Here is a 13,127-nt window from a genome sequence, read left to right on the forward strand (position 1 = left end):
AAGACGTCATTCCATTTGGACAAAAATTTTTTTTGAATAATCTTCAAATCTTCCAGTCCTTTTCCTTTGCGGATTCATGCCGTAAATGGTATACTCGGAATTACGTTTTAGTGTGCTGAACCTGTTTACAAACACAAGATGTTGGGTTAGAGTAGGATAACAGCAACAAAATGTAGTGACAAAGCGTTTCCCCACTTTTGAAAGTCATCTTCTGCAATCTCGCGAAAAACAGGATGGAATCACCTTCAAAGGCACGTCCCTGTAGGTGTAAATCGCTTTCTCGAAACAGAACTGACGCCGAGGTTAACGGGGCTGTTTGGACTGCACCCGGTTGCCTCTATGACAGTCGCAACTAGATATGGACACAACCTTACATAATAGCACCTCACGGTCGACATACCATTTGCGACTGTCAGGAAGCCAGTGCATTCATGGGCATTTTCAGGCCGTCAGGCGGGGAGTGCTTTTTATATGATCATGTTCTGAAGCTGCTCCTATGTTACGGGGTCTTTGCATGCGCAAGCTGTCACCACCGCAGTCCATTGGATGTATCTATTTTTTCTCACCGTAAGAAGACACTCAATTCTTTATATAAGAATTTCTCCAATTTATCTCTTAATCATGCGAAAGCGAGGAATATTCATGCCACAAGTTGTGATCAAGCCGAACAACCGCCAGCTTGCCTTTGACGATATGCGTATCTCGGTGTATGCCGATCGTATCCTGGAAGGACTGGACATGCTGGACAAGGAACGTTTGGTACGCGGGGTTAACAGCAAACTTCGTCGTGACGAAGTAACCGGAGACGAGATCAGTAACGCTTTTATGATGAGCGCACTGGAACTGGTAACCAAAGAGGAGCCGAACTGGAAATTCGCAGCGGCACGCTCACTGCTTACTTCCCTTTACAAAAAAGCGGCTACCAACCGTAGATACAAATCTTATCCGGACGAGCCTTACGGTGCATTCCATCCTCTCCTTGTAGACCTTGTGAAAAAAGGCATCTACCGTGAAGAACTATTGGAATGCTACACCAAAGAACAAATTGACGAACTGGCGGAATGCATTGATTACCGCAACGATTTGCTCTTTGACTACATTGGCTTGCTCACACTGGCAGAACGCTATCTCGCACACGACTTTGACGGCAAAGTAATGGAGCTGCCTCAAGAGCGCTACATGGTTATCGCCATGTACCTGATGCACCAGGAGCCTGCAGAGAACCGCATGCACCTGGTTAAGGAAGCTTATTGGGCGATGAGCAACATGTATATGACGGCTGCCACGCCGACCATGTCCAATGCAGGTAAAAAAGTGGCTGGCCAACTCTCCAGCTGCTTCATCGATACAGTGGATGACTCCCTTGAAGGCATCTTCGATTCCAATACGGATGTAGCTAGACTTAGCAAAATGGGCGGCGGTATCGGTGTGTACCTCGGTAAAGTCAGAGCCCGTGGTTCGGACATCCGTGGTCACAAAAACACAAGCTCCGGTGTAATCCCATGGATTCGCCAATTGAATAATACAGCAGTTAGCGTAGATCAACTGGGAACACGCAAAGGTGCAATTGCCGTTTACCTGGACGTCTTCCATAAAGACATTCTGGCCTTCTTGGATCTGAAGCTGAACAATGGTGACGAGCGGATGCGTGCACATGACGTATTCCACGGCGTATGTCTGCCTGACCTGTTCATGGAACGTGTAGCCAGCCGCGGTGAGTGGAGCCTGTTCTGCCCGCATGAAACGAAAAAGGTCATGGGCTGGAAAGACGAAAACGGCCGCGCACTCGGCTTGGAAGATTTCTATGACGAGTCCTTTGGCGAAGGCACATTCCGCCAAAAGTATGAAGAAGCGGTAAACCACCCGCTGTTGTCCCGTATTACGGTACAAGCCATCGATATTATGAAACGTGTGATGAAATCACAGCTTGAAACAGGTACGCCTTATATGTTCTATCGCGATACGGTTAACCGTTCCAACCCGAACAGTGCCCACGGCATGGTTTACTCTTCCAACCTCTGTACCGAAATCATGCAGAACCAGTCTGCAACGGTAGTAGAAAAAGAAGAGCTTGTAACCAAAGATGGTCAAACACGCATCGTGATTTCCAAAGTGCCTGGCGACTTCGTGGTCTGTAACCTGAACTCCATTCACTTGGCACGTGCCGTGCCTCATAACGTACTGGAGCGTCTGGTACCGATTCAGGTTCGCATGCTGGATAACGTCATTGACATTAACAACATTGAAGTACTGCAAGCCCAATATACCAACAGCCAATACCGTGCCGTAGGTTTAGGTACATTCGGACTTCACCACCTGCTTGCTCTTGAGGGCATCCGTTGGGAATCCGATGAGGCTGTAACCTACAACGATAACTTGTACGAAAAAATAAACTACCTGCTCGTCAAAGCCAGCATGGAACTGTCCAAGGAAAAAGGACACTATCCGAAATTCAAAGGTTCCGACTGGGAGAGCGGCAAATACTTCGAGCAGCGTGATTACACAACGGGTGAGCGCGTAGGCGAATTCGTAACGACCGAACAGTGGAAAGAGCTGCAGGCTGAAGTTCAGCAAAACGGTGTACGTAACGCATGGTTGTTCGCGATCGCACCTAATGGTTCAACATCCATCATTGCCGGATCTACTGCAAGTATCGACCCGCTCTATGAGTTGTTGTCCTATGAAGAGAAAACAACGTACAAGATTGCCAACCCGGCACCAGACCTGTCGGACAAAACCATCTGGTACTATAAAACGGCCTTCCTGGTGGATCAGCATGCTTCCATCAACATGGCTTCTGCCCGTCAACGTCACGTCGATCAGGGACAAAGCTTCAACCTGTATGTCCGTCCTGATATCAAAGCAACGGAGTTCCTTGAACTGCATCTGCATGCCTGGAGAGCGGGTCTGAAATCGACCTATTATGTTCGCAGCCGTGCATTGACGATTGAAGAATGTGACTCCTGCGCAAGCTGATCGATAGATTATTAGATTCACGATGACCACCAGGGCATCCTGTTTTGATTGCAAAATGGCGCTGCCCTGGTACTTTTTTGCCCAAATTACGATCACAGCATCCCAGGGATGTTGATATAGATGCCTAAAAGTTTGAATTAAGGAGTGAACGGATTATGCAAGTACAGAAAATTTTCAATACAGAAGCACCTAACCAATCGACTCGAATTATTGAAGGTGAATGCTCCGGGATTCTGAACTGGAACGACATTCGCATGCCTCATATGTACAAGCTGTACAAAGTACTGCTGCTCAATCACTGGATCGCTGACGAAATTCCAATGTCCAAGGATGCATCCCAATTCGCCCAACTGGATCCGGAAGAACAGCGTACATTCAAAATCAACATTTCCCTGCTGGCTGTACTTGATTCCATGCAGACGATGTTTGTAGGTGACGTTAAACGCTACTTCACTGATTCTTCGCTTGAAGCGATCTCGGCTATTATCGGACAACAGGAAGTGGTTCATAACCAATCGTATTCCTACGTTCTGTCTTCCATCGTGTCTGATCGGGAGCAAAAAGAGATTTTTGAATATTGGAAACATGATCCCGTACTGCTCGACCGCAACCGGTTTATCGCCGATATCTATCAAAGCTTCCGGGACGAGCCGTCTCCACAGACATTCTTCCAAGCTATGGTAGCCGACTTAGTACTTGAAGGTATTTTCTTCTACAGTACATTCGCCTTCTTCTACAATCTGGCTCGTGACCAGAAGATGATGGCAACCAGCCAGATGATCTCTTACATTCAGCGTGATGAGAATCAGCACTGCTACTTCTTCGCTGAAGTGTTCAAGCAGCTGCTTGTTGACTTCCCTGAACTGAACACACCTGAGAACATGGACTATGTCTATAAAACAATCAATCGTGCTGTCGAGCTGGAAACCAACTGGGCACACTACACGCTCAGCAATGTTCGTGGAATTGACCTGAACGAGTTGGAAGATTACATCAAATACATCGCCAACAAACGTCTGCGTCTCATGGGCATGGATAAAGCTTACGAAGGCGTGGATGTAAACTGCATGCCTTGGATCAAGCCTTTCTCTGATGAAGCACTCAATGCAACAAAAACAGACTTCTTCGAGGCGAAATCCCGTAACTATGGTAAAGTCGGCGACGACAACGGATTCGACGATTTGTAAGTTCAGATATAACATACAGAAGACACAATATATCCATAAAACACTCCCTCGATGGGAGTGTTTTTGTTACGTTTTGTACCCTTCTCCCCATGGATGAAAATTCTGGGATATAATGGAGAAGGTTTGAATCTCCTATTGAAATGAGGCTAAAGGATGGAACGAGAACTCCTTGATCAATTGAACACCTGGCACGAACAGGACCTGTTTGGTCTCATTATCAAACGCATTGAACAGATCCCTGTACCCGATCGGAATTATGACCTGACAGGTCATCTAGCGAGAGCATATAACAATAGCGCACAATACCGTGAAGCCATTCAGCAGCTTAAGTCCGTTGAAGAGCAAGGAAAATGGGATCCGCTCTGGCAATTCCGTCTGGGTTATGCCTATTACCATATGGCCCTATACGATCAGGCATTGCAAGCATTTGAACAGGCTGACCGGCTTCAGCCCTATGATGATTCGACACTCGAATTTTTGAATTCAACCCGTTCCAAAGTTGTAAAAATGCAGCGGGACCGGCAGCGTCATCTAGAGAAGCTGGCCGAATGGGAACAAAGCGGAATCCAGAACCATCTTAGAGCAGCTTCAGGCTCCTATGATCCCTCCACGTTTTGGGAGCAGACCGACTATGCACAGAGCAGCTATGTTTCTTCTCCTTTCGATGAAAGCCAAATTATCTCTACCGAGCAGGAACTGGGCTACAAACTGCCTGCTTCCTATATTCAAATAATGAACACTCAAAACGGTGGAGTTCCTGCACGTACCGTTTTTCCTACGGAAGAAGTGACATCCTGGGCGGAAAATCATATCGCCATTACCGGCATGATGGGCATTGGGAATGACAAGTCCTATTCCCTTACCGGAGAAATGGGAAGTCGCTTCATGATTGAGGACTGGGGATATCCTGATCTGGGCATTGTGATCTGTGACTGTCCATCTGCCGGTCATGATGTCGTGATGCTGGATTATCGTTTCTGCGGTCCGCAAGGTGAGCCCTGCGTTGTACATGTGGACCAGGAAGATGACTATGAGATCACTTACCTGGCACCGAGCTTTGAAGCATTTGTTCGTGGACTGGTGGATGAGGAAACATTCGATCTGGACGAATAGGACGAGGACTAAACCGGCAGGAGGCCCTTATGACAACCCGAATTTATTTTGCTACCCACCAAATTGGCGATGTTGCATTCTCTTCACTTCAAGAAGCACTCCATGAATTCGACTTGGGAATCCTGGAAGATTACAAACAAACCGAAAAGGGAGTCATGGGCCAGACACTGCTCGTCCGTACCTCTCAAGGGGAGTATATTCTGAAAGGCAACCCGTTGTATGTTGGACAGCTGCAGGAAGAACAGTTTTTCGCCCAGCAGTTAGCTAAGCACACGGCCATTCCAGTACCCGTCCCCTACCTGCTGCAAAAAAACACGGACTTGCTGGGCTGGAGTTACGCAATCATGCCTCGTTTACCGGGAAAACACCTGTATGATTCTTCTCTACAGACAACACTCGGACAGGATGAGCAAGAAGAGATTGCCTCCATGCTCGCACATAGCCTGATTGAACTGCATCGATGGAAAGTACCGGATGCAGGCGAGTATGACCCCATAGCCGAACGAATTGTTCCCTTTGCAGGTACTTATCTCGACTGGCTGTATGGAACCATCCGTCACTGGCTGCTGGATGCCCAGAGGTACTCTGTCATTACGGATGCAGATATAGCTTGGGTGGATGAACAGCTTAGGCATGCAGAGGCTGCATTTGAGTCCATGCCCGTTCCGGGTTTTGTCATGGGAGATTTCAAGGTGGAGAACTTTGTCATCCAGAAGGTTGGCAGCCATGCTTCCGACTGGCGCATTAGTGGGCTGTTTGATTTTACCACCTCCTATTTCGGGGACGGTACGGCAGATCTGACTAAAATGACAGCCATGTATATACATAAAAATCAGCCCGAGCTTGCCAAGCGCTTTCTGTACACTTACCGGGAACTTGTCTGCGCTGACGATGAAGAGCGATGCAAACAATTCGCCGTTCGCTTAGGGATCCATCTGCTGTATCAGCGTATTCTCGTATGGGGAGAAGCCAAAGCAACCAATCGGGTCACATGGGAGGCAGATCTGCCTTTTGCAGTCTGGGCACAGCACTTTATCGATTCTGTGCTTGAATTGATTGATTAGAGCAGCCGATCTGTATGCAGCGAATAAGAATAAACCAAAAAACGGCCGAAATCAGGGACTGCCCCTGCTTCGGTCGTTTTTTATCCTGTCTTGCTATCTAAATTGTTAAACGATAAGTTAAGCTTGGGCTTGCGTTACAGGCGCTTCCTGATGCTTCTGCAGAAACTCCAGCATCCGCCGATACACAAGAATCTCATTCGTCTTTCGGGAGAAGCCATGACCCTCATCGTCCAATACGATATACTCCACGTCTACGCCCTTACCCTGAAGCGCCGCCACGATCTGATCCGATTCAGCCTTCACAACCCTTGGATCATTCGCGCCTTGAATGACCAGCATCGGATTTACCATCTGGTCAAGGTAAGTGATGGGTGAGTCCTTCGTTAACCGCTCACGGTCGCGAACGGGGTCACCGAGCCAGTTATCCATCATCGGTTTCCAATCCTCAGGGACGGATTCCAGGAACGTAAACAGGTTGCTTGGCCCAAAGATATCGACTGCTGCCCGGAACAGCTCGGGATGGCGACCTGCAAGCAGCAGCGTCATGTACCCGCCATAACTGCCTCCAACCACAAACAGGCGATCTGGTGAGGAGATGCCTTGGTCAAACAGCCAATTTATGCCGGCAACACAGTCCAGCCTTGGCCCCTCGCCCCAGTCCCTCTCTACCATCTTCACAAACTCGGCACCATACCCGGTGCTTCCACGGAAGTTTGGCGCAAAAATATGATAGCCCTGTGCCAGCATCAGCTGGAACATCGGCCGGAAGAACTTGGCTTCCGAAGCCTGTGGTCCACCATGCGGCCAGAACACCGTGTAACCGTTGGCCTGCTCCGCCTTGGCTTTAAAGAAAAGTGCCTCGATTTCCAGCCCATCATAGGAGTTGTACCGAACCAGGTCAGGATAGACCAGATCATCCGGATCAAGCCCCGTCACCCGGTTGGCCGTTAATGATTCCCAAGAATCACTCCCCGCAGGCAAACGGTAGATATTATGCGGCTGAATCGCACCCCGACCAAGAATGTATACATTACCCGCTTTGGTTACGTGCGTCTGTTCTACCGTATCCAAAGGTATGTCGAGTCGACGCGGCTGCGCAGCATCTTTGCCCAGGACGTACATTCGGTTTTCCGTGCCTCTAAGCGTCCAAAAGTACAATGTCTTCGATGCCTTATGCCAGCGAATCAGCTCCACGTCCTCCCCTTCAATTTTGCACAAAGGTCGGAACTCGCGGGTATCCAGTCTATATTCAGCCACATAAGAGTATTCTTCCTTATCATTGGTGACGAGCAAAAGACGATGGTCATCTGCAAATAGAATTTCGGATACCTGGCTCTGTCTCTCCGAATCGGGCAGAATGGATATAATCTCCCCTTCCAAGTGCAGATGCGCTGTCTGATACGTATTGGAATACATTTTCACAATGACGAAACTCTTCTCGTCGGGACTTATCGCAACCAAATAGCTCGTCGCCTCTTCCCCGCTGTACAACAGCACATCCTCGCCTGTCTCCAGGTCGCGTCGACGTGAATTGAGATAATTCGGGTTACCCGCACTCGTCACGTAATACAGTCGCTGTCCATCCTCGGACAACTCCGAGAAATAACAGCGGTCATTCGGCTCTGCAGGCACAATGGGCAGCGGCACGCCACCCTCCGGTTTAAGCGCATATAGATGGTAGTTCTCATCGCCGTCCCGATCAAACCCTGTGAGAATATGGCGTCCAAGCGGATCAGGCTTAATAAACTGACTGCTCTGGTTTAAATACGTCAAGGGATACGGATAGCCACCCGGCAGATCCATCGCCCAGATATTCGGCTCACCGTTCAGATTGCTGTCAAAAAACAAACGTTTCTCGTCAGCCGATACGGCAAAGTGCGAAATGCGATACGTCTGAAAATACTGCTCTACATCCGGTTTGGGAAACTGAAGCATGACAAACCTCCTTGGGAATGAACAAAAGTATTTAACGGTGGTGAATTAAGGTATATTTGTCCATATTACAGGAAATTCCATTGTTTACACAATACTCATGTCCTATTCCTCTACATGAGTTATCTGATTCATTTTTACGTATAAAAAGTCATATGTGGTTTATCTTCACGATAATAATCCAGTCTTTGTTTCATGGTGCCTGTGTGCAGTTCGAACAGATGACCATCGGGATCGGTAAAATAAACAGACCTTGCATCTCTGGGATCGCGCGTTCTGCCAGGAAGAATATCGGCCCCTGCTGCCTTTAGCTCTTGCACAGACTGATCAAACTCCTCTTCCTTCACAGTGAAGGCAATATGTGTATAGGTTCGTTCCGTATAATTGCGAATAACATCCTCCTGATTCAAAGCGATCCAGAGACCAGCCAGTTCAAAATAGGCCAGCTTGCGGCCCTTCACTTGAATTCGGGCACCGAGAGCCTGCTCATAAAAGGTAATGGATCGTTCCAGATTGGATACGGAAAAGCAAAGATGATTAATTCCCTGGATATTCACTCGCTCCTGACACCTCCACTATTTAGATTACTCACATCCTTATTATGGTATATTTCTCCTTCAAAAAACAAATGACTTCTTCTCTCAACGCACCTTCTTCTAGGCAAACGCATAGCTTAGGCATATCAATGAATGCTCGAGGAGGATGCAAAGCGAATGAATCCTGTCTACCCTTTTTATGGTGAGAAGACGGTCTGCAAAGAGCAAAAACTGGCATTTCCACCCCAGCACCAAGATCGGCAGCCAGGTCTGGAAACACTCATGGTACCTGAACCCATTAGCGAGGATCCGGCGTATATCGGCAGCTGCAAATTGGATGGCAAAGTAGCCATCATTACGGGTGGGGACAGTGGAATCGGCAGAGCCGCAGCCATTGCTTATGCCAAGGAAGGTGCCGATATAGTCATTGCTTACCTGTATGAACGGACGGATGCCGAGTGGACTCGGGATCGTATTGTAGAGCTGGGCCAGCGCTGTCTGCTCATTGAGATCGACCTCCGGCTGAAGAAAAACTGTGATGCGGTCATTCGTTCTACAATGGAAACTTTCGGGAAAATAGATGTTCTGGTCAACAATCATGCGGTGCAGTATGTGCAGCCGAGTATTGTCGACATTACGGAGGAACAGCTCTATCATACGTTCCAGACCAATGTATTTTCCTATTTTTTTCTGATCCAGGCCGCTCTCCCGCATATGTGCAAAGGGGCTTCCATCATCAACACGGCTTCCATTACAGCCTATAAGGGCAATGTGCAGCTGATTGACTACTCCTCCACCAAAGGGGCTGTTGTCTCTCTGACACGCGTACTCGCCAAATCACTGGCTTCTCAGGGAATTCGGGTTAATTGTGTAGCTCCAGGTCCAATCTGGACCCCTCTTATTCCCTCCAGCTTCTCTGCTGAAGATGTGCAGGTATTTGGAACCGAAACGCCGATGGGTCGTGCAGGCCAGCCCTATGAACTGGCAGCGGCCTATGTCTATCTCGCATCGCGTGATTCTTCGTACGTAACCGGTGAATGCATTCATATCAACGGCGGCGATATGGTGACCACCTAAGGTCAGGTGTGGTGAAAATTAATAGGTATGAAGCAAAAATATGGTGTACTTACTTAACCGATTTATCGTCCATGTCAGGTTGAAATTGGCAAGTTCAGCAGGAGAATCAGGATCTTGTTCCGAAGTGGGTTAGGAGTTAAGCATCCGGTATACCGGAACCAGACATCTTGGGACAAGGAGCTGAACCGTCTGATGATCTATGATCCACTCTATCAACCGTACCCCTCTTATCGTGTGCCCGTCTATGCCAACAAAGGCATGGTCGCCACTTCGCAGCCTCTTGCAGCACAAGCAGGTCTGGATGTGTTAAAAAAGGGCGGCAACGCCATTGATGCCGCGATCGCAACGGCTGCTGCGCTCACCGTGCTGGAGCCAACGTCCAATGGCATTGGGGGCGATGCCTTTGCCCTCGTCTGGACCGAGGGCAAGCTGCACGGCCTGAATGCCAGCGGTCCTGCGCCTCAGGGCATATCCATTGAGGCGCTCAAGGCGGCAGGCCATTCGGAGATGCCGAAGCTTGGGGTCATCCCGGTGACGGTGCCTGGCGCACCGGCAGGCTGGGCTGAGCTGAGCCGCCGCTTCGGGCGGCTCACGCTGGCGGAAGCGCTGGAACCGGCTATCCGCTACGCGGAGGAAGGTTACCCGCTTGCGCCTGGGCTGGCCCGCCACTGGGCACGGGCAGCGGACATTTATGCACGCCAGGGCGACGGGGCAGCCGGGCGTGCTTGGTTTGAGACATTCGCTCCAGGCGGGCGTGTTCCGGCCGCGGGCGAGATGTGGCGTTCGCCGGATCACGCGAATACACTTCGCCGAATCGGCGAGAGCAGCGCACGTGACTTTTACGAAGGAGAACTGGCGGAGCGCATTCATTCGTTTATGGCAGAGCATGGCGGCTACCTAACCAAGGACGATCTGGCGGCCTTTCAGCCTGAATGGATCGATCCCATCTCGGTTTCCTATCGTGGCTACGATGTCTGGGAGATCCCGCCAAACGGTCAGGGACTGATTGCCCTCTCAGCGCTCAATCTGCTCAAAGGATTCAACTTTGATGAAAAAGAATCCGTGCTCGGGTACCACAGACAGCTCGAAGCGATGAAACTCGCATTCGCCGATGGAGAGAAATATATTACCGAGGAACGGAAGATGGGCGTCACGGTGAAGGAGCTCCTATCCGAAGCGTATGCGGAAGAGCGGCGCAAACTCATTGGGGACATGGCACGCATGCCTGAAGCAGGCGATCCAAAGGGAAGCGGTACGGTATACCTCGCTGCGGCTGACGGTGAGGGCAACATGGTTTCCTTCATTCAGAGCAATTATATGGGCTTCGGCTCCGGGCTGGTCGTACCGGGAACAGGTATCGCCCTGCAAAATCGGGGCCACAATTTCTCTCTCGATCCGATTCATGCAAACGCCCTGGAGCCAGGCAAACGCACCTATCATACAATCATTCCTGGGTTCCTTACGCGCGGTGATGAAGCAGTTGGCCCATTCGGGGTCATGGGTGGTTTCATGCAGCCTCAGGGCCACGTGCAGGTTGTCATGAACACAGTAGACTTCCACTTGAATCCACAGGCAGCACTGGATTCTCCAAGGTGGCAGTGGACAAAAGGCAAAACGATACTGGTCGAGCCCGGCTTTCCGCAGCATATTGCACAAGCACTTGCCCGCAAAGGGCATGATATTCAGGTTGCTCTCGACCCTTCCATGTTTGGACGCGGCCAGATTATATGGCGTGACCCAACCAGCGGGGTACTATGCGCTGGCACCGAAAGCCGGACAGACGGATCGGTGGCTGCATGGTAATACAGCTCAGCTTAAAACTGTATTTTTGGTGAGCAGTATCGTAGACAGAAGCAACCGTAAGCTGACCATTTGCTTCGGCGGCAGGAGAAACCGTTGATATATAGAGGATGGCTGATCATTCATGAATCGCTATCGTCCTCACATCACTAGATATTCAGATCAAAAAGGCAAAGAAGAGATCATTCACTGATCTTGTCTTTGCTTTTTTTGGGTTAGACGATCGGCATGGAGGTACGGTATGTTAATAAACCCTGCCAGATTCTGTAACAGGAATGATTAAATCATGAAAAATCGATAAAGATTTCGTAAATTTTCAGCATTAACCATAATCCCCATCCTCCTCCTGGCCGATATACATATAGGGCAAAAGACTCACCTCTCACATCACACATCTATAGAAACGAGGGTATAACATGAAAACAAAAAGGGTCACCCGGGCTTTATGGAGCATGATTTTGATTGTCATGGTTTTGATGCTGGGGGCATGTTCTTCCACAGAAAATGAAACGGCAGCGGACGAGCGGACCAAAGTAGGTATTGTCCTTACTGAAGTCGGCCTTGGCGATCGTTCATTCAATGATGCTGCTTTTGAAGGACTGGTTCAGGCCAGAAATGAAAACACGATTCGGTTTGATTATAAAGAGCCCGGAAAAGATCTAACGGCAGAAACAGCATTTGAGCAATTCGCTCAGGATGGTGTGGACTTGATTATCGGACTTAGCGACACTCTTCTGCCTGATCTGGAAAAGGTTGCTCAACAATATCCGAAGCAGCAGTTTCTTATTGTCGACGGACACTCCGAATTGCCAAACGTGACCTCCATGTCATTCCGCAGTGAAGAAGGCAGTTATCTTGCCGGCATGATCGCTGGCTTCGCGACAACCGAGAATCACGTAGGTTTTTTGGGCGGAATGGAGATTCCTCTTCTCCGCGATTTTCAACAGGGTTTCGAGCAAGGGGTGCAGGCCGTTAATCCGGATGCTACAGTTCAGGTCGTTTATGCAGGAGACTTCGGTAATTCGAAGCTTGGCGAGGAGCTGGCAGCGAAGATGATCCAGGAGCAAGACGTCGATGTTATTTATGTCGCAGCAGGCCTCACCGGCGTAGGCTCACTAACCGAAATTCAGAAGTTGGGTAAATACGCTATCGGTGTGGATACGGATCAATTCTTTCTGGCGGAAAAGGCTGTTCTCACCTCCATGCTGAAAAATGTCAATGTCTCCATCTACAACGCTGTTAACACGTTTACGAAAAACAATCACTCCTTCCCGGAGCAGAACATGGTTGAGGGGCTGGCTGAAGATGCCGTGGGCCTGACCGCATTACATAACATCACACTCAGTGCGGAACAGCAGCAAACCTTCGAAGATCGGAAAGCTGAGATCATATCCGGCAAAACCAAAATTACGCTTGAACCCTAAAATCGACGGATTAGAGGA

The 13,127-nt window shown here is 49.2% G+C and carries 9 protein-coding genes; 7 read left to right on the forward strand and 2 right to left on the reverse strand.

The features are described 5' to 3' along the window. The first annotated feature begins 642 nt into the window (after positions 1-642). The 4 genes from CHH60_RS24085 to CHH60_RS24100 all read left to right on the forward strand — a co-directional run bounded on the left by CHH60_RS24085 (position 643) and on the right by CHH60_RS24100 (position 6,340). Complete coding sequence (locus CHH60_RS24085) at positions 643-2,976, forward strand: ribonucleoside-diphosphate reductase subunit alpha (RefSeq protein WP_095361525.1); 2,334 nt, start codon at positions 643-645, stop codon at positions 2,974-2,976. A gap of 155 nt (positions 2,977-3,131) precedes the next feature. Further along, entirely contained in the window at positions 3,132-4,163 is a 1,032-nt protein-coding gene (locus tag CHH60_RS24090) for a ribonucleotide-diphosphate reductase subunit beta (RefSeq protein ID WP_095361526.1), read from the forward strand. A gap of 153 nt (positions 4,164-4,316) precedes the next feature. After that, positions 4,317-5,276 (forward strand): SMI1/KNR4 family protein, encoded by a 960-nt coding sequence (locus tag CHH60_RS24095; protein WP_095361527.1) that lies wholly within the window; start codon positions 4,317-4,319, stop codon positions 5,274-5,276. Between the two features lie 29 nt (positions 5,277-5,305). Continuing rightward, complete coding sequence (locus CHH60_RS24100) at positions 5,306-6,340, forward strand: aminoglycoside phosphotransferase family protein (RefSeq protein ID WP_095361528.1); 1,035 nt, start codon at positions 5,306-5,308, stop codon at positions 6,338-6,340. A 117-nt stretch (positions 6,341-6,457) separates the two neighbouring features. On the opposite strand, the gene CHH60_RS24105 is transcribed toward CHH60_RS24100, so the two are convergent. Continuing rightward, a complete protein-coding gene (locus CHH60_RS24105) occupies positions 6,458-8,275 on the reverse strand; it encodes a S9 family peptidase (RefSeq protein WP_095361529.1) in 1,818 nt (605 codons plus the stop codon). Between the two features lie 134 nt (positions 8,276-8,409). Continuing rightward, on the reverse strand, positions 8,410-8,829 hold the full coding sequence (gene fosB / locus CHH60_RS24110; RefSeq protein WP_095361530.1) for a metallothiol transferase FosB: 420 nt from the start codon (positions 8,827-8,829) through the stop codon (positions 8,410-8,412). 156 nt (positions 8,830-8,985) lie between these two features. Here fosB and CHH60_RS24115 point away from each other — a divergent pair, with 156 nt between their 5' ends. The 3 genes from CHH60_RS24115 (at position 8,986) to CHH60_RS24125 (ending at position 13,109) form a co-directional block, all read left to right on the forward strand. After that, a complete protein-coding gene (locus CHH60_RS24115; protein WP_095361531.1) occupies positions 8,986-9,885 on the forward strand; it encodes a glucose 1-dehydrogenase in 900 nt (299 codons plus the stop codon). 192 nt (positions 9,886-10,077) lie between these two features. Further along, positions 10,078-11,688, forward strand: a complete 1,611-nt coding sequence (locus tag CHH60_RS24120; protein WP_095361662.1) for a gamma-glutamyltransferase family protein — start codon at positions 10,078-10,080, stop codon at positions 11,686-11,688. Between the two features lie 413 nt (positions 11,689-12,101). Beyond that, positions 12,102-13,109: a BMP family lipoprotein gene (locus tag CHH60_RS24125; RefSeq protein WP_095361532.1), complete on the forward strand. Its 1,008-nt coding sequence runs from the start codon at positions 12,102-12,104 to the stop codon at positions 13,107-13,109. The last annotated feature ends 18 nt before the right edge of the window (positions 13,110-13,127 follow it).

It is taken from the genome of Paenibacillus sp. 7523-1 (assembly GCF_002276415.1).
Lineage (GTDB): Bacteria > Bacillota > Bacilli > Paenibacillales > Paenibacillaceae > Paenibacillus > Paenibacillus illinoisensis_A.